Here is a 23,423-nt window from a genome sequence, read left to right as displayed (position 1 = left end):
CAAGGCGGGGCGGTTCATGCCTGCGCCCTCAGGCGGCGTCCCGTGCCGCCGACCAGCGCGCTGCCGGCCGCGTCCAGCGCCAGCAGCGCCGCCGCCAGCGCCAGCAGCGCCCCGCCCAGCGCCGTCCCGGCCTGCGCCTGACCGCTCTCGATCGTTGCGCCAGGCCAGGCGGCCGGGGTCAGCGGCCCGCCGGCATTCAGGGCAGCGCGCCGTTCGCCTGCAGCATAGATGCCCGCAGGCGCGCCGGGGGCCGGACCGGCGGCAAAGGCCGCAGCCGTGACAGGGGCCAGTGAACCGGGAGCCTGCACCCGGCCAAAGCCGTCCAGCACCTGTTCCGCCTGCCAGTGATCCGCGCCCCCGGTCTGCGGCGCCGCCGCACCCGCCCCTTGCGCCTGGGATCGGGCCGCGCCCGAGCCGTCCGCGGCGGCCCCTGCGCCCTGCCCCGCATCCACCGAGCCGACCAGCCGTTCCAGCATCGAAACGAACAGCCCCGACAGGGCCAGATTGCTCCATTCCGCATTGGCCGAGCTGTGGAACAGGACAAGCTGTCCCTTGCCCATGGCGCTGCGCGTCACCAGCGGCGTGCCATCGGTCAGCTGCGCGATGGTGCGGCCGGGCAGGTCGGGCGCGGGATCGGGCAGCAGCTGGGCGCGCACCGTCACCTCGGCCGGGATGGCCAGCCCGGAAAACAGGCCATCGGGCGCGAAAGGGGCAATCTGCCGCGCGGCGCCCCAGCTCAGCGCGCCGCCGGCCGAGCGCCCGCCCGGGCGCAGGCGCACCGGCAGCAGGGGATCGGCGGCCAGATCGGGCGATGCCGCGAGGCGGGGGCCGGAAAACCGGATCAGCATGCCCCCCGCCTCGACCCAGCGGGTCAGGGCCGGCCGGCTGGCCCCTGCAGGGCTGTCCACCATGATCACAACATCCGGGGCGGCGGGCAGAACCTCGGTCAGCGATCCTTCGACAAGATCGGCAAAGGGCGCCAGGGCGCCGCGCAGGTAATGCAGGGGCGACAGCAAGGCCTGCCCTTCGGTGGCGCGCAGGTCGCCGACCAGCGCCACCTTGCGCCGGCGGGTGCGCTCATCGGCCAGAACCACCGCCCCCGCCGAGGCTTCGCCCTCGATGACAAAGCGCGTGATGCGGTTGCGCAGCTCGGCCGGCAGGTCGATGGGCACCGCCGCGCGAAACCCGCCCCCGGGCGCGGCGGTCAGCGGGCCGGGCGTCAGGCGCGCGAGCGGACGGGGCATACCCTGCGGATCAGGCCCGATCGCCAGCACCGCCGGTGCCGCGACCGGCGCGGCCGCAGACATGACCAGCGCGGGCCTTGCACCCGGCTCGAGCGAGAGCGCGCGGGCCATGCGGGCCGGCGCGGCCACGGTGACGCGCCCGCGCGCGGCCAGCGCAGCCAGCAAGGCGCCCCGGCCCGGATGATCGACGCCGTCGGCAATCCACAGCGTGTCGAATGCCGCGGGCGCGGCGGACAGAAAGCGATCCAGATCAGCCGGATAGCGTGTCTCCCACGGCTGGGGCATGGCGGCGCGCAGCTGCGCCCCGGCCTGGGCGGAGGTGCCGAACACCGGCCCATCGCCCCGGCCGCCCTGTCCGTCGGCAAGCCACAAGGCCGCCATGCCCCCCCCGGTTCGCGCCCCGTCCAGCGCAGCGCCCGCACGCGCAGCCGCCTCGTGCCAGGCCGGGGAGGCTGTCCATCCGGCGTCCATCACCACCAGCAGCGGCCCGCCCGGCCCGCCTTGCGGCCCTGCCCGCCAGACCGGGCCGGCCAGCGCCAGGATCGCGGCGGTCATCGCCGCGATGCGCAGCGCCAGCAGCCACCACGGCATGCGCCGCGCCAGCGGCGCGGCATCGCGCAGCCCCAGCAGCAGCGCCGTTCCCGGAAAGACGACCGGGCGCGGCCGGGGCGGCACCGCCCGCAGCAGCAGCCACAGCGCCGGCAGCGCCAGCAGCCCGGCCAAGACCCATGGCGCGGCAAAGCCGACAGGGATCGGCATCATCATGCCGCCAGCACCCGCGACAGCCACAACAACGAATCCGCCGCAGGCCGCGCCGTGTCATGGGCGGCAAAATGCCAGCCCGCCCCCGCAGCGAGGGCGGCCAGTGCGGCGCGCCGTTCGGCCAGGCGGCGCAGATAGGCAGGGCGCAGGGCGGCGGCGTCGCGCGTCTCATAGGCGCCGCCTGCGGGGCTGCAGAAACGGATAGCGCCATCGAAGGGAAAGCCTTCCTCGGCAGGGTCGAGCACCTGCAACAACGCCCCGCCGCAGCCAAGGCGCAGGGCATGCGCCAGCAGATGCCTGACGCCCTCAAGATCGCCCAGAAAATCGCCGATCAGCACCAGCCGGCGGCCTGGCCGCACCATCGCGGCGGGGGGCTCATCCTCTGCCGTGGCTGCCAGATCGCGGGCAAGCGCCTCGGCCTGCGCCCGGCCGGGCCGGGCCGAGGCCGCGCCGATCGCCACCCGCTCGCCCCCGCGCAACAGCACAAGGCCAAGGGCAAGGGCGACAAGCCTTGCCCGCTCGCGCTTTGGCGGGCGGGCCGGATCGCCGGTCCAGTCCATGCCCGGCCCGCCCGCGGCCCAGATCGCGGCGGCCTGCGGGCTTTGCCGTTCGCGTTCGCGCACATAGGCCGCATCCGAGCGCGCCGAACGGCGCCAGTCGATGGCGGCGGCGGGATCGCCGGCCACGGCGGGGCGATACTGCCAGAACGCCTCGCCCTGCCCGGCGCGGCGCTGCCCATGCGCGCCGGCATCCAGCCCCGCCGCCAGCCGCTCGGCCGCCAGCAGCAGCGGGGGCACCGCCGCGGCGGCAGCCTCGGCCGCGGCGCGCAAGTGGGCGGCATCGGATGGCGGGGAGGGAATGGCCGTCATCGTTCAGGCGGCAGCGCCGAAGCGCGGTTCCATAAGGCGCGCGATCACCGCGTCGGCATCCTCGCTCCGGGCGCGGGCGGCAAAGGACAGCGCCATGCGGTGACGCAGCGCAGGCGCGGCCATGGCGGCCACATCGTCAAGCGTCGGGGCAAAGCGCCCCTGCAGCACCGCCCGCGCCCGCGTCAGCAGCATCAAGGCCTGCGCCGCCCGCGTGCCCGGCCCCCAGACCAGCGCCTCGGCCAGCCAGCGCGGCGCCTCGGGCGTGCCGGGACGGGCCGCCCGCACCAGATCGAGAATCGCCGCCGTCACCCCTTCGCCCACCGGCATCGCGCGGACGAGCTGCTGGGCGCGGATCAGGGCGGCGGCGTCCAGCACGGCGCGGGGGCTGCCCTGGCCCGTTCCGGTAGTGGCCAGCAGGATCGCCTGTTCGGTGTCGCGGTCGGGATAGCCGATATCCACCTGCACCAGAAAGCGGTCGAGCTGCGCTTCGGGCAGCGGATAGGTGCCTTCCTGCTCGATGGGGTTCTGGGTGGCCAGGACGTGGAAAGGGCGGCCCAGCGGGCGGTGCTGCCCGGCTATCGTGACCTCGCCTTCCTGCATGGCCTGCAGCAGCGCCGACTGGGTCCGGGGGCTGGCGCGGTTCACCTCGTCGGCCATCAGCAGCTGGGTGAACACCGGCCCCTCGACAAAGCGGAAGCTGCGCGTGCCGTCAGGATTGCTGTCCAGCACCTCGGACCCCAGGATATCGGCCGGCATCAGGTCGGGGGTGAACTGGATGCGCGCCGTATCCAGCCCCAGCACGGTCGAAAGCGTATCCACCAGGATCGTCTTGCCCAGGCCCGGCTGGCCCACCAGCAGCGCATGCCCGCCCGACAGGATGGCGGCCAGCACCTGCTCGACCACCGCATGCTGGCCGACGAAACGCTGCTCGACACTGGCGCGCGCCTGATCGAGGCGCAGGGCGAGGCGCGCGACATCCTCGACGAGTTCATCTTGTGCAGCCATGATCTTGCCTTCGGACCGATCCATGCCCAAGCATAGGCGGGACAGGCGAAAGGCTCCACCGGCAATGAGCGACAGCGGCGGAAATTCGAAACCCGCAGGGGGCAGCATCGCTGCCGCGGCGCGTGCTGCAGGCACGCGCGGCCCTGCGCCGGTGCATCTGTGGAACCCGCCCTATTGCGGCGAGATGGATCTTGAAATCCGCCCAGACGGGCGCTGGATCCACGAAGGCTCGCCCATCACGCGGCCCGAAATGGTCCGCCTGTTCGCATCCGTCCTCAAGCGCGAGGGCGATCGCTATTTCCTGGTCACGCCGGTCGAAAAGCTGGGCATCCGGGTCGTGGATGCGCCCTTCCTGGCGACGGATGCGGATATTGCGGGCGATGCGATCACCTTCACCACCAATCTCGGCGAGCGGGTGACGGCAGGCCCCGACCACCCGATCCGCATCGAACGGCGCGGGGACGAGCCGCGCCCCTATGTGCATGTCCGTGCCGGGCTGGACGCGCTGATCGACCGCAAGACATTCTACCGCCTGGTCGAGGCCGCCGCCGAGGGGCCGGGCGGCGATCTGATGCTGCACTCGCAGGGCGCGGCCTTTTCGCTGGGGCGGTGAATGGCGCGCTTTGCCGCGAACCTGACGTTCCTGTTCACGGAACTGCCGATGCTGGAGCGGTTTGCCGCGGCCCGGCGGGCGGGCTTTGCCGGGGTCGAGGTGCTGTTTCCCTATGACCTGGCCGCGGCCGAGCTTGCCGCCGCGACCCAGGCGGCGGGGCTGGAATTCGTGCTGATGAACACCCCGCCCCCGAACTGGGCGGGGGGGCCGCGCGGCTTTGCCGCCGTGCCAGGGGGCGAGGAACGCTTCCGCCATGATTTCGAGCGGGCCTTGCGCCTTGCCGGGGCGCTGCGCCCGCGCCACATCCACGTCATGGCCGGCAAGGCCGAGGGCGCGGCCGCACACCGGACCCTGGTCGCGAACCTGCGCTGGGCCGCCGCCCGCGCCCCCCAGGCCAGCCTGCTGATCGAGCCGATCAACCAGGGCGACATGCCGGGCTATTTCCTGTCATCCTTCGACCTTGCCGCCGCCGTGATCGACGAGGTCGGCGCGACCAATGTGGGGCTGCAGTTCGACGCCTATCACGCGCAGATCATCACCGGCGACGCGGCGGCCGCGTGGGAGGCCTGCAGCCCGCGCGTGCGCCATATCCAGATCGCCGGCGTGCCCGGCCGGCACGAGCCGCGCGGCGGCGACATCGATTACGCCGATTTCTTCCGCCGGGTCGACGCCTCGGGCTATGGCGGCTGGGTCAGCGCGGAATACATCCCCCGCACCACCACCCAGGCCGGCCTGCGCTGGCTGTCTGGCAGCGGGCCAGGCTGATCACGGCCCCGCCCCGCCCCGGTCCTTCGGGCATCCCGCACCGTCCGCCCGCGCCGAAATGCGGCCAGTCGTGGAACCCGCGGCCCCGCGGGTGGTTCAACCCCCGGATGCGGGCCCATCGCCCGTGCGTCAGCCTGAGGGAAAGCCATGAATTCGATCATCTATATCGTCGGCCTGGTCGTGGTCGTGCTGTTCATCCTGTCGATGCTGGGCCTGCGTTGATGGAACGCCAGGAACGCGACATCCGCGCCGCCGCCGCGCCGTCGGGGGCGATGGGCGCGGCCAGCGAACGCGGCTATGTGGACTGGGGCTCGATCCTGGCCGGTGCGGCGATCGCGGCGGGCCTGTCGGCCGTGCTGACCGCCTTCGGCGCGGCACTCGGGCTCGGCTCGATCTCGGCGCGGGCGGGACAGGGGCTGGGTTTCGGCTCGGTCATCCTGACGGGGCTGTTCATGGTCCTGTCGATGCTGGCATCCTACATGGTCGGCGGCTATGTGGCGGGGCGCATGCGCCGCCGGGTCGATGGGGCCAATCCCGAAGAATCGGCGACCCGTGACGGCATCCACGGCCTGGTCGTCTGGGGCCTGGGCATGATCCTGTCGGCCATGATGATCGGCAATGTCGTCAGCGGCACCGTCAAGGCAGCCGGCAGCGCCGCCGCCACGGCGGTCGAGGCGACGGGATCGGCCGTGGGCGGCATGGCGCAGGGCGCGGGCAACCTGATCGGCGGCGCCGCGTCCGGCGTCGGCCAGGCCGTGCAGGGCGCGGCGCAGGGCGCCGATGTGGCGCAGCGCCAGGGCATCGACCTGCCCAACCCGCTTGATGCCGTGTCCGACCGCCTGCTGCGCAGCGAGGCGCAGGCCCCCGACCAGTTCTCGAACGAGAACCTGCGCCGCGAGATCGGCTCGATGCTGGCCGAGGTCATGCGTACCGGAGAGCTGAGCGATGAGGACCGCGCCTATCTGCGCGGCGCCATCGCCACGCGCACCCAGCTGCAGCCGGCCGAGGTGGATGCCCGCATCGACCAGGCCGTCGCCCGCGCCCAGGAACTGCGCGCCGATGCTGAGCGGATCAAGCAGGAAGCGGCCCAGAAGCTCGAGGAAGCCAAGCAGCAGGCCGTCGAGGCCGCCGAACAGGCGCGCCAGGCCGGCGTGCTGAGCGCCTTTGCCCTGGCCGCTTCGGCCCTTGTCGCCGCTGTCGCCGCCTTCATCGGCGGGCAGAAGGGCGGCCTCCACCGCGACGAAGGCCGCGTCTGGGGCGGGCTGTCGCATCGCCCGATCCGCCGCCGCTGAACGGCCCGGCCATCACCATCGCGGGCTGCCTTGCAGGGCAGCCCGTTTTCTTTTGCGGGTGGCGCCCGGGCCGGTCTTGGGTTAGGGGGCCGCAACCCTTCGTTCAGGACATTTCGCCGCATGGATATCCGCAACATCGCCATCATCGCCCACGTGGACCACGGCAAGACGACGCTGGTGGACCAGCTGCTGAAACAGTCCGGCAGCTTCCGCGAGAACCAGGCCGTGGCCGAACGGGCGATGGACAGCAACGACATCGAACGCGAACGCGGCATCACCATTCTGGCCAAGGCCACCTCGGTCGAATGGAAGGGGACGCGCATCAACATCGTCGACACCCCCGGCCATGCCGATTTCGGCGGCGAGGTCGAGCGCATCCTGTCGATGGTCGATGGCGTCTGCCTGCTGGTCGATGCCGCCGAAGGGCCGATGCCCCAGACCAAGTTCGTCACCTCGAAGGCGCTGGCGCTGGGTCTGCGGCCCATCGTCGTGCTGAACAAGGTGGACAAGCCCGCGGCCGAACCGGAGCAGACCCTGAACGAGGTGTTCGACCTTTTCGCCAACCTCGGCGCCAGCGATGAACAGCTTGATTTCCCCCATGTCTATGCCTCGGGCGTGAACGGCTGGGCCGATGACAGCATGGAAGGGCCCAAGCAGGACATGAGCGCGCTGTTCGATCTGATCGTGCGCCATGTCCAGCCGCCCCAGCAGATCGCCCATCAGGACGAACCCTTCCAGATGCTGGCCGTGACACTGGGCGCCGATCCCTTCCTGGGGCGCCTGCTGACCGGCCGGGTCGAGGCGGGCCGCGCCAAGGCGGGCGACACCGTCAAGGCCCTGTCGCGCGATGGCGAACGGGTGGAACAGTTCCGCATCTCCAAGGTGCTGGCCTTCCGCGGCCTCAACCAGACTCCGATCGACGAGGCGGTGGCGGGCGACATCGTGACGCTGGCCGGCATGGCCAAGGCGACCGTCGCCGACACCATCTGCGCCCTCGAGGTGGACAGCGCCCTGCCCGCCCAGCCGATCGACCCGCCCACCATCAGCGTGACCTTCGGCATCAATGACAGCCCGCTGGCCGGGCGCGACGGCAACAAGGTCCAGTCCCGCGTCATCCGCGAGCGGCTGATGCGCGAGGCGGAGACAAACGTCGCCATCAAGGTCGAGGACACGCCCGGCGGCGACGCCTTCGTCGTGTCGGGCCGGGGCGAATTGCAGATGGGCGTGCTGATCGAGAACATGCGCCGTGAAGGCTTCGAGCTGTCGATCAGCCGCCCGCGCGTCATCTTCCGCGAAGAGAACGGCGAGCGGCTGGAGCCGATCGAGGAAGTCATCATCGACGTGGATGACGAATACACCGGCGCGGTGATCGACAAGCTGACCGGCGCGCGCAAGGGCGATCTGGTGGAAATGCGCCCTGCCGGCCACGGCAAGACGCGCATCGTCGCCCATGTCCCCAGCCGCGGCCTGATCGGCTATCAGGGCGAATTCATGACCGACACGCGCGGCAACGGCGTGCTGAACCGCATCTTCCATACCTGGGCACCCTACAAGGGCCCGATCCAGGGCCGCCGTCAGGGCGTGCTGATTTCCATGGAGGACGGAGTTTCGGTGGCCTATGCGCTGTGGAACCTGGAAGAGCGCGGCAAACTGTTCATCGGCGCGCAGGAACAGGTCTATCAGGGCATGATCATCGGCGAACACAGCCGCGACAACGACCTGGAAGTGAACCCGCTCAAGGGGAAAAAGCTGACCAACGTGCGCGCCTCGGGCACGGACGAGGCGGTGCGCCTGACCCCGCCCGTTCGGATGAGCCTTGAGGAAGCGATCGCCTATATCGACGATGACGAGCTGGTCGAGGTCACACCCAAGATCGTGCGGCTGCGCAAGCGCCACCTGGACCCCCACGAACGCAAGCGGCAGGCCCGCAGCGAAGGGTGAGCCAGCCGAGGGGCGAGTCAGCCCGGCGTGAGCCGGGCAGAGCTTTCCGCCAAACGGTAGGAATGGATAACTTTGTTCTTCCCGCTTGGATTCGCCCCGCTTCAGGTCCACATGAGGGCTTGGCTTGCAGGATTGGCGTGGCGAGGATGCAGAACGAATTTCCGGGTGATTCGATGGCGGATCGCATTATCGAGGCGGCGGTGCTGCACCTCGAGGAATGCCGGAACGACAGCATCGAGCTGGACATCGTGGCACAGCGCCTCGGCGTCGAGACGGACGCGGTCCGGTCGATCTATCCCACTCAGGATGCGCTTGAGGAAGCGATCGGCCTGTTCGGCGTGATGCGGCTGTCGGACTGGATGAACCGCGAACTGGTTGCCGCGCCCGACGAGCCGGGCGGCGCGCTGGCGGCGCTCGCCTGGGGGTATCTCAGCTGGGCGCGAGAAAACCCGCGGCTTTACATGATCGTTACCCGCCCCGCCGAGAAGAACGAGATCGCGCGCCGCTATGACGCCAGCTTCGTGCCGCTGATCTGCCGCTTCATGGGCGAAGACCCGCAGCAGCCGACCCGCAAGCTGGCGATTGCGCGCGCCCTGATCAGCGGGCTGACCCAGCTGACGCTGGCCGCCCATTTCGACCTGTGGATGAAACAGGGCGGCGATCTGGACACCGAGCTGCGCGCGACGATCGAGGCGGGCGTGAGGATGCTGCTGACCATGCCGATCGAGGACTGAGGCTAGCCCATGCGCTCGGAGGCATAGCCGCCCGGGCTGGCCGGAAAGACCACAGTGCGCGTGCCGTTCAGGAACACGCGGTGGTTGATATGCGCGTGGACGGCCCGCGACAGCACCACCGCCTCGACATCCCGGCCCAGGCTGACATAATCCTCGGGCGACTGGGCATGGGTGACGCGCACCGTGTCCTGTTCGATGATCGGGCCTTCGTCGAGGTCGGCCGTGACGTAATGCGCCGTCGCCCCGATCAGCTTGACCCCGCGATCATAGGCCTGGCGGTAAGGGTTGGCACCCTTGAAGCTGGGCAGGAACGAATGGTGGATATTGATGATCCGCCCCGACAGCCGCTGGCACAGCGCATCGGACAGCACCTGCATGTAGCGCGCCAGCACGACCAGTTCGCTCGCCGTTTCCTCGACGATGTCCAGCAGCCGCGCCTCGGCCGCCGCCTTGGTCGCCTTGGTGACGGGAATGTGGAAGAACGGCAGGTCGTGGTTCACCACAACCTTCTGGTAGGTCAGGTGGTTCGAGACCACGCCCACGATGTCGATGGGCAGCGCCCCGATCCGCCAGCGGTAAAGGATGTCGTTGAGGCAGTGGCCAAAGCCCGACACCATCAGCAGCACCCGCATCCGCCGGGCCGGGTCATGGATGGCCCATTCCATCCCGAACGCATCCGCCACCGCGGCAAACCCGGCGCGCAGCGCCTGCGCATCCGCGCCGGTTTCGCTGCGAAAGCTGACACGCATGAAGAAGCGGCCGTTCGCCTGGTCGTCGAACTGTGCCGAATCCGTGATGTTGCAGCCGTGATCGGCCAGAAAGCCCGACACCGCGGCCACGATGCCGCGGCGCGAGACGCAGGCGACGGTCAGGACAAGATCGGTCATTGCAGCCACCTCAGATCTGCTTTTCGGGCATCTGGACGACCAGCCCGTCCAAGGCCGGCGTGACCTTGATCTGGCAGGTCAGGCGCGAGCGGACCGGGTCAGGCTGAAAGGCGAAATCGAGCATGTCGGCCTCCATCGGATCTTTCGGGGGCAGGCGATCCACCCATTCGGGCGCGACATAGACATGGCAGGTGGAACAGGCGCAGGCCCCGCCGCAATCCGCGTCGATGCCGGGAACGCCGTTGTCGCGCGCCCCTTCCATCACGGTCATGCCGGGGCGCACCTCGATTTCATGCCGGGTGCCGTTCCATTCGACATAGGTGATCCGGGCCATGCGCCTCTCCTGCCTGCGACGTGTTCGTGTGGGTCCGGCAAGGGGATAGGCGATCCAAAGACGGATGAAAAGGAATTGTGGTGCCCCCCGTCGCCGCTGCGCATCCGCCCCGCGGGGCGGCTGTCTTTGGGCAAGGCAGCCTGGCGCAGGGTTGTGCAGGCCGGTGCCCGCCGGGGCGCGGCGCATCCTGCATGGGGCGGCGGTTCCCCGCGGCGCCGCCAGACTGCCGCCCGCCCGGGCGGCGGTCATGCCGCCGTCAGGCCGCCCGCAGCGCGATTACCGCGTTCAGCCCGCCAAAGGCGAAGGCGTTGGACAGCACCGCCCCGACCCGCGCCTCGCGCGCGACATTCGGCACCACGTCCAGCGCACATTCGGGATCGGGCTCCTCATAGCCGATGGTGGGCGCGATCACCCCATCGCGCAGCGCCATGATGCAGGCCAGCAGCTCGACCGCGCCGGTGCCCCCGATCAGATGCCCATGCATCGACTTGGTGGACGAGATCATCAGCCTGTCCGCGTGATGGCCAAAGGCATGGGCCACGGCGGCGCATTCCGTCTTGTCATTGGCAGCGGTGCCGGTGCCATGGGCGTTGATATAGCCGACCTCGTCGGGATTGAGGCCGGCATCCTGCATGGCGCCGGCGATGGCCCGCTCTGCACCCAGGGCAGAGGGCATCACGATATCCTGCGCATCGGCGGACATGGCAAAGCCCACGACCTCGGCCAGGATGTCGGCGCCGCGGGCGCTGGCGTGATCCCAGTCCTCAAACACGAAGACGCCGGCCCCCTCGCCCTGCACCATGCCGTTGCGATTGGCCGAAAAGGGGCGGCAGGCGTCGCGGGACATCACGCGCAGGCCCTCCCACGCCTTGACGCCGCCAAAGCACAGCATCGCCTCGGACCCGCCGGCCAGCATGGCGCGCGCCGCGCCCGAGCGCACCATCTGGAAGGCCAGCCCCATCGCATGGTTCGATGACGCGCAGGCCGTCGCAACGGTGAAGGCCGGGCCGCGCAGGCCATATTCCATGCTGACATGGCTGGCCGCCGCATTGTTCATCAGCTTGGGCACGACAAAGGGGTGAACGCGGTTCTTTCCCTCGGCATAGACGATGCGATAGTTTTCATCCCAGGTGTTCAGCCCGCCGCCCGCCGTTCCCAGGATGACGCCGGAACACAGCCCCAGTTCACCGTGGAACTGCAAGCCCGACTGGGCGACCGCCTCCTTGGCGGCCAGCAGGGTGAACTGCGTGAACTTGTCGTAAAGAGAGATCTGCTGGCGGTTGAAGTAATCCTCGGCGATCCAGTCGCGGACCTGGGCCCCGATGCGCACCGACAGCCGCTCGACATCCTGGAATTCCAGCGGCCCGATGCCGCAGCGTCCCTCGCGCATGGCGGCCAGCGTGTCGGGGACATTGCGGCCCAGGGCGTTGATCGTGCCCATGCCGGTGATCGCCACCCGCCGCGGCTGCCATGCCGGGGCGGGACGGCTGATCTCGGGGGCGGCGGGCGGCATCTCTGCGGGCGCTGGCCGGGATTCGGTCCTGAACCCGCTCATCCCTTTTCGGCGACCAGCTTTTCCACCGCGGCAACGATCGCCCCCATGCTCGAGATGTCGAAATCCGAGCTGCCCGGTTCATTGGCGTTGAAGGGGATCGAGATGTCGAACGCCTCCTCGATGGCAAAGATCGATTCGACCAGCCCAAGACTGTCGATGCCCAGCTCTGCCGGCGTCGCCTCGGCCGTGATCTCGGCGGGGTCCAGCATGGCCTGTTCGGCGATGATGGCGATGATGCGGTCATGGACGCTTTGTGTGGACATTGGCACCTCCGGTCAGTCCTTCTGCATCAGTCGGGTAACGGTTTTCTGAAGTTCGGCGAACTGCGCTGCCATCCGCGGCAGGCGGCGCAGCGCCTTGTTCATCTCGACCTGCGTTTCCATCCGCGTAGCGGGCGAGCCGAGGATGACCCGGCCGGCCGGAACATTGGTATAGATGTTGGTGCCGCCCCCGGCGATCACGTCATCGCCGACAAAGATGTTGTCGCTGACCCCGCATTTGCCGCCCAGCACCACGCGATCCCCGATCCGCGACGATCCCGCGATGCCCACCTGCCCGCACAGCAGGCAGTCGCGGCCGATGCGGACATTGTGACCGATCTGGACCTGGTTGTCGATCTTGGTGCCCGATCCCACGGTGGTGGCGCGGATCGTTCCGCGGTCGATGGTCACATTCGCGCCGATCTCGACATCATCGCCCAGCACCACGCTGCCCAGCGAATGGATGCGCAGCCAGTGCTGTTCGCTGATATGTTCGCGCTGCCCAAGGCCGGCGCGGATTTCCTCGACCCCCGATGGCTCGGGCGTGACGAAGGAAAATCCGTCCGAGCCGATCACCGCGTTGGCATGGACGATCAGGCGCGCTCCGGCGGTGACGCCATGGGCGATGCGCACCCCCTCGCGGATCAGCGCCTGCGCACCGATCATGGAACCCTGCCCGATGCTGACATGTGCCCCGATCCGTGCCTGCGCCCCGATCCGCACATCCGCGCCGATGACGGCGAAGGGCCCAACGGCGGCGCCCTCCTCCAGCAGGGCCGAAGGGTCGATGACGGCGGAGGGATGAATGCCCTGCTGCATCCCCCCATCATTGTCCAGCAGCCGCGTCAGCCCCGCCATTGCCAGGCGCGGTCGGCGCACGATCACCGCCCCGGCAAGGCCGAGCGCGGCCGGGTCCATCCCTTCGGCGATCAGCGCCGCGGCGCCCGGCGCGAGGTCCGCGGCATAGGCCGGGGTCATGGCCAGGGCGATGCGGGCCTGCCCGTCACGCGCCGCGCCCGCCTCGGCCGGCTCGGCCGCGCCGGTGATGCGCAGGCTGCCCTCGCCCCACAGGGCCGCGTCCATGGACCGGGCAAGCTCGGCAAGGGTGATCGTCATCGGCGCCTCCGTCTGGGCCGCACAGCTACTCTGCCAGGGCAGCGGTTTCCAGCCCGCGCCCATTGTCGCGGCCCAGCCCCGCCTTGACCAGCGCCGCCCAGACCAGCGGGTCGCGGCCATAGACATCGGGCAGGCTGCGGATGCGGCCGTTCTCATCCACGGTGGTGGTGAAATAGACCAGATGCACCGGCAGATGCGGCGTCAGCTCAAGGAAGGTCTCGCGGCCGGACGCCCTGGCGCGGGCATAGCGCGCCGCCGGATCGGCGGCCGTGCCTTCAAGCAGCACCTCGGCCAGTTCGACAGGGCGCGCCACGCGGATGCATCCGTGCGAAAAGGCGCGGCGCGATTCATTGAACAGGCCCTTCGAGGGCGTGTCGTGCAGATAGATGTTCATGCTGTTGGGAAAGATGAACTTCACCTCGCCAAGCGCATTGTCGTCGCTTGGTTTCTGGCGAAGCCGATAGGGAAAGTTGCCCGCCGTATAGCGACCGAAATCCACCGACTCGCGCGGGATGACGCGGCCGCGGCTGTCCACCACGTCCAGATGCGCCACGGCGTTGCGGTTCTTCTGCAGGCGGGGCAGGTATTCCTTGGTGGTGATGGAGCGCGGAACGTTCCAGCGGGGGTTGACGACGACATCCTCCATCTCGTCCGAGAATTCGGGCGTGCGCCGGTCGGGCGCGTCGCTGCCGATCACCACCTTGGTCTGAAAGACAGTGGCGCCGCCTTCCTTCACGCGGGCGACGAACTCGGGCAGGTTGACCCACACCATGCGCGCGTCCAGATCATGCGTGCCCATCCAGCGCATCCGTTCCAGCGCGATCAGCAGGCCCTGCGGCGCGCCCTGGGCGGCGCCGTTCACGCGGGCAAGGGTGCGCGGCCCGGCCACCCCGTCAGGCGGCAGGCCCGCCCTGCGCTGATAAGCGGCGAGCTGGCCAGCCAGCGCCGCGTCGAACAGATCGGGGGTGTCGCTTTCAGCGTCAAAGCCCATGGCTGCAAGCCGAAGGCGCAGCGCCGCCACGCCCGGATCCTGCATCCCCTCGCGCCAGGGACCGCCCGGAACCGTGGGCAGATCGGCGCCCGCGACCGGCCCGATCGCGGCCGTCAACGCCTCGCGCAGGGCGCGGTATTCGCGCGATTGGGGCGGAACGGTGTCCAGCATCGCCGCCGGGTCGGGCGCGGCGACAAACCGCGCCAGCAGGGTTTCCGTCGGCACCCGCGGCACCTCGCGCAGGATGCCGGGGTCGAGCGGGCGCGGATTGACAATCCCGCCGCCCACATCATGCGTCCAGCGGGCAAAGCTGCGCGCAAAGGCCGCCTCGGCCCCGGGATCGGTGCGCCCCTCCATCGCGGCAAGCGCGGCGGCGTCATAGACATCGGGCAGCCCATGGGTCGCGGCCGAGCCGAGGGCGGCCAGCAGCGCCGCCCGCCGCGGCGCCTGCTGCGGCGCGGTAAAGACGGGGGCCAGCGCGGTGCCGCCATACCAGGCGGCCAAGCCCGGATTGCGCGCAACCCCGCGGGCAAGGGCCATCTCGTCGGCCGAAAAATCCAGCCGGGGCGCCGGGGCCGCGGCCTGCATCGGCCCCGCAAGGCCCAGCGCGGCGATCGCCGCGGCCAAGGCGCCGGTGATGATGCGCGCCCTGCCCCTTCGGGGCATATGCGCCGCCGGGCCGCGCGATTCGGCGCCGCCGGGCACCTTGTTCCTGTTCTGGTCCTGCACGCTTGCCTCGTCGTCTTTTTTCAGGCTCCGCGTTTTCGGATGGCGGGGCTGCAACCGTTGTGCCTCAGTCGGGCGCGACTCTCATCCATTATGCCCCAATTCAGGGGTTTTTAATCTCGCTCGGCAAGTTCTTGCCGAAAGCGGCGCCATTCTGCCGGGCCGGGGAACTGATCGTTTCGCAACCTTTCCGGTAGTGGCATATTGTTAAACATCCGGGATTACACCGGGCGAGCCAAGATCGCTGGCACAGCAAACGAACGCAGGACAGGCGGAGCTGAACATGACCTTCGAATTCTCGCGTCGCGGCATTCTCGGCGTCTTTGCCGCGACGACCGTGGCGGCTGCGCCAGTGATGGCCAACGCCTTCGGCCTCATGCGCGGTGCAGGCAACTATCGACGGATCAGCATGTATTCCGGCCGCACCGGGGAAAGCCTCGATACCGTCTATTGGGTCGAGGGCAAGTATGTCCGAGATGCCCTGAACGAGATCAACATCTTCATGCGCGACTGGCGCACCGGCCAGGTGATCGGCATCGATCCCCGCACCGTGGATATCGCGGCGGCCAGCCACCGCCTGCTGCAGACCAACGAACCCTACATGATGCTGTCGGGCTATCGCTCGCCCCAGACCAATGCGATGCTGCGCTCGCGCAGCGCGGGGGTTGCGCGCAACTCGCTTCACATGGCGGGCAAGGCGGCGGACATGCGGCTCAAGTCGCGCTCTGTCTCGCAGATGTACAAGGCCGTCACCGCCTGCCGTGCCGGCGGCGTTGGCAAGTATTCGCACTCGAACTTCGTCCACATGGATTGCGGCCCGCTGCGCACCTGGGGCGGCTGATCCTTCGGCCCCTTTCTGCTGCCTGACGTGAAAGCCCGCATGCCTGCGGGCTTTTGTCATGTCGCGGGGCTGCACCTGCCGTCCGGGCTTGCCCATCGCCCCGGCGCGGCCGATACCCGAAGGCGCCGCGACCCAGCAGGAGAGTGCCGGATTGACCCAGAGCGTTGTTCCCATTCTTTTGTCGGGGGGGTCGGGCACCCGCCTGTGGCCCGTCTCGCGCCGGTCCTTCCCCAAGCAGTTCGCCGCCCTTACGGGGGACCATTCGCTGTTCCAGGCATCGGCGCTGCGCCTGTCGGGGCCGCGCTATGGGGCGCCGCTGGTGCTGACGGGAGCCGATTTCCGCTTTATCGTGACCGAACAGCTTGCCGGCGTGGGCATCGTTCCGGGGGCCGTGCTGATCGAGCCGGCGCCCCGCAACACCGCGCCGGCCGTCTTGGCGGCGGCGCTGCACCTGGCCGCCGCCGACCCCGACGTGATGATGCTGGTGGCGCCGTCCGACCATGTCGTTCCCGATGCCGAAGCCTTCGGCCGGGCCGTCGACCGTGGGATCGCGCCGGCCCGTGCGGGCCGCATCGTGACCTTCGGCATCCATCCGACCCGGCCCGAGACGGGATATGGCTGGCTTGAGCTGGGCGGCGAGAGCGGCGCCGCACCCGATGACCCCGCCCCCCTGCGCCGCTTTGTCGAAAAGCCCGATGCCGCGGCGGCCGAGGCGATGCTGGCCGATGGCCGCTTCCTGTGGAATGCCGGGATCTTCCTGTTCACCGCGCGCACCATGATCGAGGCCTTCGAACGTCACGCCCCCGATTTCATCGCCCCCGTCCGGGCATCGCTGCAGGCGGCGCGGCCCGATCTGGGCTTCCTGCGGCTCGACCCCGAGGCATGGGACAGCCTGCCGGACCTGTCGATCGACTATGCGGTCATGGAAAAGGCGGGCAACCTTTCGGTCGTGCGCTTTGCCGACCACTGGTCGGATCTTGGCGGCTGGGATGCGATCTGGCGCGAGGCGCAGCTGGACGCGCCCGCCTGGCGGGGGGTTGTCGCGGATGCACGATCGACCGCCATCGACTGCGATGACGTGCTGCTGCGCTCGGATGACGAGAATCTGCAGGTGGTGGGCATCGGCCTGCGCGACACGATGGTCGTGGCGACGGGCGATGCGGTGCTGGTGGCGGACATGAACCGCGCGCAGGACGTGCGGCAGGCCGTCACGGCGCTGAAGGCGCGCGGCATCCGGCAGGCGGAACGCTTTTTGCGCGACCATCGCCCCTGGGGCTGGTTCGAGACGCTGGTCATGGGCGAGCGTTTCCAGGTCAAGCGCATCACCGTCCATCCCGGTGCCGCGCTGTCGCTGCAAAGCCATGTGCATCGCTCCGAACACTGGATCGTGGTCAGCGGCACCGCCCGCGTCACGGTGGACGGCAAGGTGACGCTGGTGACGGAAAACCAGTCGATCTATGTGCCGCTGGGGGCCGTTCACCGGATGGAAAATCCCGGCAAGGTGCCGATGGTGCTCATCGAGGTGCAGACCGGCGTCTATCTGGGCGAGGATGACATCGTGCGCTATGAGGATGTCTATGCCCGGTCTTGAGCCAGGCCTGCGCGGGGCATGGGGGCCGGGCTCTGCGGCCGGTCGGCCCAGATAGGCGCTTTCCAGCCCCCCGCGCTGCCTCTATGCTCTCACCCGAACTTTCACGGGAGAGAGACACCATGAATGCCCTGATCCGCACCAGCCTTGCCGCAATCGTCGCCGCGGCGCTGGCCGTGCCCGCCTTTGCGCAGGACATCACCATCAAGTTCAGCCATGTCGTTGCCCCCGACACCCCCAAGGGCAAGGCGGCCGAGAAGTTCAAGGAACTTGCCGAGCAGTACACGGGCGGCAAGGTCAAGGTCGAGGTCTATCCCAACAGCCAGCTCTACAAGGACAAGGAAGAGCTTGAGGCGCTGCAGCTCGGCTCGGTCCAGATGCTGGCACCCTCGCTGGCCAAGTTCGGGCCGCTGGGCGTGTCCGATTTCGAGGCCTTCGATCTGCCCTACATCTTTGACGGCTATGACCAGCTGCGCAAGGTGACGGATGGCGAGGTCGGCAAGGCGATGCTGGCCAAGCTGGAAGGCAAGGGCATCAAGGGCCTGGCGTTCTGGGACAACGGCTTCAAGATCATGTCGGCCAACAGCCCGCTGCATACGCCCGACGACTTCCTGGGGCTGAAAATGCGCATCCAGTCCTCCAAGGTGCTTGAGGCAGAGATGAACGCCCTGGGCGCGGTGCCGCAGGTCATGGCGTTCAGCGAGGTCTATCAGGCGCTGCAGACGGGCGTGGTTGACGGCACGGAAAACCCGCCCTCCAACATGTTCACCCAGAAGATGCACGAGGTGCAGAAACACGCCACGCTGTCGAACCACGGCTATCTGGGCTATGCGCTGATCGTGAACAAGGCTTTCTGGGACGGCCTGCCCGAGGATGTGCGCGCCCAGCTGGACAAGGCCGTGGCCGAGTCGACCGCCTATGGCAACGGCATCGCCAAGGAAGAGAACGAAAAGGCCCTGCAGGCGATGAAGGACGCCGGCAAGACCGAGTTCCACGAGATGACCCCCGAGGAAAAGGACGCCTGGAAGAAGGTCCTGATCCCGGTGCGCGAGGAAATGGCAAGCCGTATCGGCGCCGACCTGATCAAGTCGATCGAGGCGGCTACCGGCCAGCAGCAATAACACGGCCGCAGGCTGCCGCAGGGCCGGGCGCTGATGCGCGCCCGGCCGCCTGGCGACGGACTGCCGGACAAGCAAAGGGGGGACGGGCATGAAGGTGCTCGACAGACTCGAGGAAATCCTGATCGCGACGCTGATCGCGGCGGCGACGCTGCTGATCTTCGTTTCGGTCGCGCAGCGCTACACGCTCGATCTGGCCGCCGGGACGATGCGCTGGGCGCGCGGGGCCGAGATGGAGGGGCTGGCGGCTGCGGCGCGATCGACCTTCATGCACATCAAGTCGGTGAACCTCGTCTGGGCGCAGGAGCTGTGCATCATCATGTTCGTGTGGATGGCCAAGTTCGGCGCTGCCTACGGCGTGCGCACGGGCATCCATGTCGGCATCGACGTGCTGATCAACCGCCTGCCGCCGGCACAACGCAAGTTCTTCGTTCTGTTCGGCCTGCTGGCGGGGGCGCTGTTCACCGGCATCATCGCCACGATGGGGGCCAAGTTCGTCTGGCACGTCAAGCAGGCGTCGTCCTTTTCCCCCGATCTCGGCCTGCCGCAGTGGATCGTCTATCTGGCGATCCCGCTTGGCTCGTCGCTGATGTGCTTTCGCTTCCTGCAGGTCGCCTGGTCGTTCTGGCAGACGGGCGAGCTGCCCCATCACGATCACGGCCATGTGGACGGGATCGAGGAAGACCCGGCCGGACTGGCCGACGGGGTTGGCGAGGTGGGCGAGGCGATGATCGACAGCCCGCTGACGCCCCGCGATCTGACCGAACCGCGAAAGGACCGCTGAGACCATGAGCGCACTCATCATCTTCGGCATCCTCGTCGCGCTGATGCTGACGGGCATGCCGATTTCCATCGCGCTGGGCCTGACCGTCCTGACATTCCTGTTCACCATGACCACGGTGCCGCTGGATACCGTGGCGCTGAAGCTGTTCACCGGCATCGAGAAGTTCGAGATCATGGCGATCCCGTTCTTCATCCTGGCCGGCAACTTCCTGACCCATGGCGGGGTCGCGCGCCGGATGATCAACTTTGCCACCTCGATGGTGGGGCACTGGCATGGCGGGCTGGGGCTGGCGGGCGTGATCGCCTGCGCGCTGTTCGCCGCCGTGTCGGGATCATCGCCGGCGACGGTGGTCGCGATCGGCTCGGTCATCCTGCCGGCGATGGTCCAGCAGGGCTTTCCCAAGCAGTTCGGCGCGGGCGTGATCGCCACGTCGGGCGCGCTGGGCATCCTGATCCCGCCCTCGATCGTCATGGTGATGTATGCCGTCGCAACATCGGGCATGCAAGCCACCGGGCCGGACGGGCAACCCGTGGACAGCGCCTCGGTGGGCGAGCTGTTCATGGCCGGGGTGATCCCCGGCATCATGCTGGCCGCGTTCCTCGGCTTCACCACCTGGAACAGGGCGCGGCGGTTCGGCTTTCCGCGCCTGCCGCGTGCCACATGGGGCGAACGCTGGCACGCCTTTCGCCGGGCGATGTGGGGCCTGCTGCTGATCGTGATCGTGATCGGCGGGATCTATACCGGCGCCTTCACCCCGACCGAGGCGGCGGCCATGTCGGCCGTCTATGCCTTCGTCGTCGCGGTGTTCGTCTACAAGGACATGCGCCTGTCCGACGTGCCGCGCGTCCTGCTGTCCTCGGCGAACATGAGCGCGATGCTGCTCTACATCATCACCAATGCGGTGCTGTTCAGCTTCCTTATGACATCCGAGGGCATCCCGCAGGCGCTCGGCAACTGGATGGTGGATGCGGGCCTGTCGTGGTGGATGTTCCTGATCGTCGTCAACATCCTGCTGCTGGCGGCCGGCAACTTCATGGAGCCGTCGTCCATCGTTCTCATCATGGCCCCGATCCTGTTTCCGGTCGCGGTTCGACTGGGGATCGACCCGGTGCATTTCGGCATCATGATCGTGGTGAACATGGAGGTGGGCATGTGCCATCCGCCGGTGGGCCTCAACCTCTATGTCGCCTCGGGCATCACCCGGATGGGCATCACGGAACTGACCGTCGCGGTCTGGCCCTGGCTGATGACGATGCTGATCTTTCTGCTGCTGGTCACCTATGTGCCGGCGCTGTCGCTGTGGCTGCCCCGCACGCTGGGGATGTGACGCCCTGCCCGCGCCTTCCTGCGATGACAAGGCCCCGGAAGCGATGCCGGGGCCTTTCGCATGGCGCGGGGGTCAGCGCGCGGAATATTCGGCCTCGGTCACCTGTTCGGCCCAGTCCACGGTCTTGCCGTCAAGCTGTTCCTGCAGGGCGATATGGGTCATGGCGCTGTCGGGCGCGGCGCCATGCCAGTGACGCTCGCCCGGCGGGAACCACACGACATCCCCGGCCGAGATCGGCTCGACCTTGCCGCCCTCGCGCTGGACGAGGCCCCGGCCCATGGTGACGATCAGGCTTTGTCCCAGCGGGTGGGTATGCCATGCCGTGCGCGCGCCGGGCTGAAAGGTGACGCTGGCAACCGAGGCCCGGGCCGGCGCCTCGGGCGCGACCAGCATCTCGACCTTGACATCACCGGTGAACCAGGCGGTGTTTCCGGGGGTGGTGGCGCGATCCGCAGCCTTGCTGATGTTCATGATGAACCCCTTGCGTTGCAATGCGGGTGGAACGCGACAGGGGGCGGACCGGGTCCACCCCCATTTCGGCTCATCCGCCCCGGCGTTCAGATGTTAATCTGCTGGCCCAGTTCGACCACCCGGTTCGAGGGCAGGCGATAGAAGTTCGTCGGCTCCGAGGCCGAGCGGTACATCCCCGCATATAGCCGCGAGGCCCATAGCGGCATCATATGCGCCTTGCCCACCCGCAGCGTCCGGCGGTTGAGGAAATAGGAAGTGGACATGATGTCGAACTTGTGGCCGGCGCCCTTGGCATTGGCGAGGGCGCGCGGCACGTTCGGCTGCTCCATGTAGCCAAAGTGCAGCCGAACCCGCCAGAAGCGGGGGGCAACCTCCTCGATGCGCAGGCGGTGGGCATCGGCCACGGTCGGGGTGGGCGCGGTTTCGACCCGGACGATGAAGTTGCGCTCGTGCAGGACGTGGTTGTGCTTGAGATTGTGCATCAGCGCGGCCGGGGCGATCGTCGGATCGGCGGTCAGAAAGACGGCCGTGCCCGGCACGATCACCGGCGGGCGGTCGGCCAGCTTGCGCGCCAGGAAATCCAGATGCACCGATTCCGCCGTCAGCTTTCGCTGGATCAGCTGCGAGCCGCGCATCCACACGCCCATGAAGGTGATGACGACGCCCGCGAACAGCAGCGGGATATAGCCGCCATCAGGCACCTTGAGCAGGTTGGCGTAAAAGAAGATCAGCTCGATCCCCAGCACCGGCAGCATGATCCCCAGAACCGCTTCCCAGCGCCAGCCCCATGTATAACGGAACACGACAATCGCCAGAAGCGAGGTGATGACCATGTCGCCCGTCACCGCGATGCCATAGGCGCTTGCCAGCCTTGTGGACGAGCCGAAGGCCAGAACCAGCGCGCAGACCCCGACCATCAGCAGGGTGTTGACCCGCGGCATGTAGATCTGGCCCGCCTGCGTGTCAGAAGTGTGCTGGATCTCAAGGCGCGGCACGAGGCCGAGCTGCACCGCCTGCTGGCTGACCGAGAAGGCCCCCGAGATGACCGCTTGGCTGGCGATCACCGTCGCCGCCGTCGCCAGCAGCACCAGCGGCAGCGTGAACCAGGACGGCGCCATCAGGAAAAAGGGGTTGGCCGCCGTTTCGGGATGCGACAGCACCATCGCGCCCTGACCGAAATAGCTGATCGTCAGGGCCGGAAAGACGATCGCCAGCCACGACACCCGCACCGGCTTGCGCCCGAAATGCCCCATATCGGCATAGAGGGCCTCGGCCCCCGTGACGGCAAGGAAGACCGATCCCATGACCGGCAGCGCGCCAAAGCCGTTCCGCGCGATGAAGCCTGCCGCCCGCAACGGGTTCAGCGCCTGAAGGATGCGCGCATCATCCATCAGATGGCTGCCGCCCAGGACGGCCATGGTGGCGAACCACACCAGCATGACCGGGCCGAACAGACGCGCGACCCGCTCGGTCCCCGAACGCTGCATCCAGAACAGCGCGATGACGATGGCCAGCGTGACCGGGACCACCCAGCCGGCAAAGCCCGGAAACACCAGGTCCATGCCCTCGACCGCGGACATCACCGACATGGCGGGGGTGATCATCGCATCCCCGAAGAACAGCGACACGCCCACGATCCCGGTCAGATACAGCCACCAGGCCCGCCGGCCCAGCGCACCCTGCGCCTTGGCCACCAGCGACAAGGTGCCCCCCTCGCCGTTGTTGTCGGCGCGCAGGATCAAGGCGACATATTTGACCGTCACGATCAGAATGACCGTCCAGAACAGCATCGACACGATGCCGATCACCGCAGTCTCGGCCATGTGATGTTCGCGGGCGTGGACAAGCGATTCCCGCAGCGCATAGAGGGGTGATGTGCCGATGTCTCCGAACACGACCCCCAGGCATGACAGCACCAGCCGCGGCGTCGCCGGGGCATCGACGTGGCTGGCAGGGTGGCCGGGTTCGCCTGCCGAGGATTCGGGCCCTTTGCCCGTGCTGGGCAGCGCGGATGGCTCGCTTGGCTGCGTCATCGATTCGCCCCTTGTTGCGGCGCGCGGTATCTGGCCCCTGCCCGCCCCGTTGACAAGCCCGCTTGACAGGCCTGTTGCGCCCTTGTCCCGGCGGACAGGCGCGCTTGCCCCGCCCCGGAACAAGCGCGCTTGACTGATGCGGGCCGGATGCTAGCCTGCCCGCCGGC

The 23,423-nt window shown here is 68.7% G+C and carries 21 protein-coding genes; 10 read left to right on the top strand and 11 right to left on the bottom strand.

Annotated features, from left to right (window positions below):
- Nucleotides 1-14: 14 nt before the first annotated feature.
- The 3 genes from B0A89_RS15200 to B0A89_RS11980 are packed head-to-tail and all read right to left on the bottom strand — an operon-like array spanning nt 15 to nt 3,880.
- Complete coding sequence (locus B0A89_RS15200) at nt 15-2,009, bottom strand: BatA domain-containing protein (RefSeq protein ID WP_157115333.1); 1,995 nt, start codon at nt 2,007-2,009, stop codon at nt 15-17.
- The gene (locus tag B0A89_RS11985; protein WP_085378352.1) at nt 2,006-2,875 is read right to left on the bottom strand and encodes a DUF58 domain-containing protein; all 870 of its coding nucleotides are present in this window, start codon (nt 2,873-2,875) and stop codon (nt 2,006-2,008) included. Before B0A89_RS11985 ends, B0A89_RS15200 begins: the two co-directional genes overlap by 4 nt.
- Nucleotides 2,876-2,878: 3 nt before the next feature.
- Nucleotides 2,879-3,880 (bottom strand): AAA family ATPase, encoded by a 1,002-nt coding sequence (locus B0A89_RS11980; RefSeq protein WP_085378918.1) that lies wholly within the window; start codon nt 3,878-3,880, stop codon nt 2,879-2,881.
- Between the two features lie 64 nt (nt 3,881-3,944).
- Here B0A89_RS11980 and B0A89_RS11975 point away from each other — a divergent pair, with 64 nt between their 5' ends.
- From B0A89_RS11975 to B0A89_RS11955, 5 genes are all read left to right on the top strand, one after another.
- The gene (locus B0A89_RS11975) at nt 3,945-4,493 is read left to right on the top strand and encodes a DUF1285 domain-containing protein (RefSeq protein WP_085378351.1); all 549 of its coding nucleotides are present in this window, start codon (nt 3,945-3,947) and stop codon (nt 4,491-4,493) included.
- On the top strand, nt 4,494-5,258 hold the full coding sequence (locus B0A89_RS11970; RefSeq protein WP_085378350.1) for a hydroxypyruvate isomerase family protein: 765 nt from the start codon (nt 4,494-4,496) through the stop codon (nt 5,256-5,258). It abuts the gene before it with no gap.
- A gap of 221 nt (nt 5,259-5,479) precedes the next feature.
- Nucleotides 5,480-6,550, top strand: coding sequence for a hypothetical protein (locus B0A89_RS11965; RefSeq protein ID WP_085378349.1), 1,071 nt, complete (start codon nt 5,480-5,482; stop codon nt 6,548-6,550).
- A 120-nt stretch (nt 6,551-6,670) separates the two neighbouring features.
- Nucleotides 6,671-8,491 (top strand): translational GTPase TypA, encoded by a 1,821-nt coding sequence (typA, locus tag B0A89_RS11960; RefSeq protein ID WP_085378348.1) that lies wholly within the window; start codon nt 6,671-6,673, stop codon nt 8,489-8,491.
- Between the two features lie 146 nt (nt 8,492-8,637).
- Nucleotides 8,638-9,225 carry a TetR-like C-terminal domain-containing protein gene (locus B0A89_RS11955; protein ID WP_085378347.1) on the top strand — a complete coding sequence of 196 codons (588 nt, stop codon included), beginning with the start codon at nt 8,638-8,640 and terminating at the stop codon, nt 9,223-9,225.
- Between the two features lie 2 nt (nt 9,226-9,227).
- On the opposite strand, the gene purU is transcribed toward B0A89_RS11955, so the two are convergent.
- The 6 genes from purU to B0A89_RS11925 form a co-directional block, all read right to left on the bottom strand.
- Nucleotides 9,228-10,112, bottom strand: a complete 885-nt coding sequence (purU, locus tag B0A89_RS11950) for a formyltetrahydrofolate deformylase (RefSeq protein ID WP_085378346.1) — start codon at nt 10,110-10,112, stop codon at nt 9,228-9,230.
- A 10-nt stretch (nt 10,113-10,122) separates the two neighbouring features.
- Complete coding sequence (locus B0A89_RS11945; RefSeq protein WP_085378345.1) at nt 10,123-10,446, bottom strand: 2Fe-2S iron-sulfur cluster-binding protein; 324 nt, start codon at nt 10,444-10,446, stop codon at nt 10,123-10,125.
- A gap of 256 nt (nt 10,447-10,702) precedes the next feature.
- Entirely contained in the window at nt 10,703-11,959 is a 1,257-nt protein-coding gene (locus B0A89_RS11940; protein ID WP_085378344.1) for a beta-ketoacyl-[acyl-carrier-protein] synthase family protein, read from the bottom strand.
- 38 nt (nt 11,960-11,997) lie between these two features.
- Nucleotides 11,998-12,264 (bottom strand): acyl carrier protein, encoded by a 267-nt coding sequence (locus tag B0A89_RS11935; RefSeq protein WP_085378343.1) that lies wholly within the window; start codon nt 12,262-12,264, stop codon nt 11,998-12,000.
- Nucleotides 12,265-12,276: 12 nt separating this feature from the next.
- Nucleotides 12,277-13,377, bottom strand: coding sequence for a UDP-3-O-(3-hydroxymyristoyl)glucosamine N-acyltransferase (gene lpxD, locus B0A89_RS11930; RefSeq protein WP_085378342.1), 1,101 nt, complete (start codon nt 13,375-13,377; stop codon nt 12,277-12,279).
- A 25-nt stretch (nt 13,378-13,402) separates the two neighbouring features.
- Nucleotides 13,403-15,097 carry a L,D-transpeptidase family protein gene (locus B0A89_RS11925; protein WP_240558541.1) on the bottom strand — a complete coding sequence of 565 codons (1,695 nt, stop codon included), beginning with the start codon at nt 15,095-15,097 and terminating at the stop codon, nt 13,403-13,405.
- A 280-nt stretch (nt 15,098-15,377) separates the two neighbouring features.
- Here B0A89_RS11925 and mepK point away from each other — a divergent pair, with 280 nt between their 5' ends.
- From mepK to B0A89_RS11900, 5 genes are all read left to right on the top strand, one after another.
- Entirely contained in the window at nt 15,378-15,935 is a 558-nt protein-coding gene (mepK, locus tag B0A89_RS11920; protein ID WP_085378341.1) for a peptidoglycan L,D-endopeptidase MepK, read from the top strand.
- Nucleotides 15,936-15,993: 58 nt separating this feature from the next.
- Nucleotides 15,994-17,526, top strand: a complete 1,533-nt coding sequence (locus B0A89_RS11915; RefSeq protein WP_085378340.1) for a mannose-1-phosphate guanylyltransferase/mannose-6-phosphate isomerase — start codon at nt 15,994-15,996, stop codon at nt 17,524-17,526.
- Nucleotides 17,527-17,645: 119 nt separating this feature from the next.
- Complete coding sequence (locus B0A89_RS11910; RefSeq protein ID WP_085378339.1) at nt 17,646-18,644, top strand: TRAP transporter substrate-binding protein; 999 nt, start codon at nt 17,646-17,648, stop codon at nt 18,642-18,644.
- Between the two features lie 88 nt (nt 18,645-18,732).
- Nucleotides 18,733-19,425 carry a TRAP transporter small permease gene (locus B0A89_RS11905; RefSeq protein WP_085378338.1) on the top strand — a complete coding sequence of 231 codons (693 nt, stop codon included), beginning with the start codon at nt 18,733-18,735 and terminating at the stop codon, nt 19,423-19,425.
- Between the two features lie 4 nt (nt 19,426-19,429).
- Nucleotides 19,430-20,752 (top strand): TRAP transporter large permease, encoded by a 1,323-nt coding sequence (locus B0A89_RS11900; protein ID WP_085378337.1) that lies wholly within the window; start codon nt 19,430-19,432, stop codon nt 20,750-20,752.
- A gap of 72 nt (nt 20,753-20,824) precedes the next feature.
- Here the strand turns inward: B0A89_RS11900 and B0A89_RS11895 are convergent, their stop codons facing one another.
- Complete coding sequence (locus B0A89_RS11895; protein WP_085378336.1) at nt 20,825-21,223, bottom strand: (R)-mandelonitrile lyase; 399 nt, start codon at nt 21,221-21,223, stop codon at nt 20,825-20,827.
- Between the two features lie 86 nt (nt 21,224-21,309).
- Nucleotides 21,310-23,256, bottom strand: coding sequence for a potassium transporter Kup (locus tag B0A89_RS11890; RefSeq protein WP_085378335.1), 1,947 nt, complete (start codon nt 23,254-23,256; stop codon nt 21,310-21,312).
- Nucleotides 23,257-23,423 lie beyond the last annotated feature (167 nt).

The organism is Paracoccus contaminans (genome assembly GCF_002105555.1).
GTDB classification, from domain to species: Bacteria; Pseudomonadota; Alphaproteobacteria; order Rhodobacterales; family Rhodobacteraceae; genus Paracoccus; species Paracoccus contaminans.
Note: the sequence above shows the minus strand (reverse complement) of the source record. Positions and strands in the feature narration are given on the sequence as shown.

Excerpts from the sequence above, each read along its gene's own strand:
- B0A89_RS11985 (WP_085378352.1), bottom strand. The coding sequence starts at position 2,875 with ATGACGGCCATTCCCTCCCCGCCATCCGATGCCGCCCACTTGCGCGCC.
- purU (WP_085378346.1), bottom strand. The coding sequence starts at position 10,112 with ATGACCGATCTTGTCCTGACCGTCGCCTGCGTCTCGCGCCGCGGCATC.
- B0A89_RS11940 (WP_085378344.1), bottom strand. The coding sequence starts at position 11,959 with ATGCCGCCCGCCGCCCCCGAGATCAGCCGTCCCGCCCCGGCATGGCAG.
- B0A89_RS11935 (WP_085378343.1), bottom strand. The coding sequence starts at position 12,264 with ATGTCCACACAAAGCGTCCATGACCGCATCATCGCCATCATCGCCGAA.
- typA (WP_085378348.1), top strand. The coding sequence starts at position 6,671 with ATGGATATCCGCAACATCGCCATCATCGCCCACGTGGACCACGGCAAG.
- B0A89_RS11900 (WP_085378337.1), top strand. The coding sequence starts at position 19,430 with ATGAGCGCACTCATCATCTTCGGCATCCTCGTCGCGCTGATGCTGACG.
- mepK (WP_085378341.1), top strand. The coding sequence starts at position 15,378 with ATGACCTTCGAATTCTCGCGTCGCGGCATTCTCGGCGTCTTTGCCGCG.
- B0A89_RS11915 (WP_085378340.1), top strand. The coding sequence starts at position 15,994 with ATGTCGCGGGGCTGCACCTGCCGTCCGGGCTTGCCCATCGCCCCGGCG.
- B0A89_RS11895 (WP_085378336.1), bottom strand. The coding sequence starts at position 21,223 with ATGAACATCAGCAAGGCTGCGGATCGCGCCACCACCCCCGGAAACACC.
- B0A89_RS11890 (WP_085378335.1), bottom strand. The coding sequence starts at position 23,256 with ATGACGCAGCCAAGCGAGCCATCCGCGCTGCCCAGCACGGGCAAAGGG.
- B0A89_RS11970 (WP_085378350.1), top strand. The coding sequence starts at position 4,494 with ATGGCGCGCTTTGCCGCGAACCTGACGTTCCTGTTCACGGAACTGCCG.
- B0A89_RS11980 (WP_085378918.1), bottom strand. The coding sequence starts at position 3,880 with ATGGCTGCACAAGATGAACTCGTCGAGGATGTCGCGCGCCTCGCCCTG.
- B0A89_RS11975 (WP_085378351.1), top strand. The coding sequence starts at position 3,945 with ATGAGCGACAGCGGCGGAAATTCGAAACCCGCAGGGGGCAGCATCGCT.
- B0A89_RS11965 (WP_085378349.1), top strand. The coding sequence starts at position 5,480 with ATGGAACGCCAGGAACGCGACATCCGCGCCGCCGCCGCGCCGTCGGGG.
- B0A89_RS11910 (WP_085378339.1), top strand. The coding sequence starts at position 17,646 with ATGAATGCCCTGATCCGCACCAGCCTTGCCGCAATCGTCGCCGCGGCG.
- B0A89_RS15200 (WP_157115333.1), bottom strand. The coding sequence starts at position 2,009 with ATGATGATGCCGATCCCTGTCGGCTTTGCCGCGCCATGGGTCTTGGCC.
- B0A89_RS11905 (WP_085378338.1), top strand. The coding sequence starts at position 18,733 with ATGAAGGTGCTCGACAGACTCGAGGAAATCCTGATCGCGACGCTGATC.
- lpxD (WP_085378342.1), bottom strand. The coding sequence starts at position 13,377 with ATGACGATCACCCTTGCCGAGCTTGCCCGGTCCATGGACGCGGCCCTG.
- B0A89_RS11945 (WP_085378345.1), bottom strand. The coding sequence starts at position 10,446 with ATGGCCCGGATCACCTATGTCGAATGGAACGGCACCCGGCATGAAATC.
- B0A89_RS11955 (WP_085378347.1), top strand. The coding sequence starts at position 8,638 with ATGCAGAACGAATTTCCGGGTGATTCGATGGCGGATCGCATTATCGAG.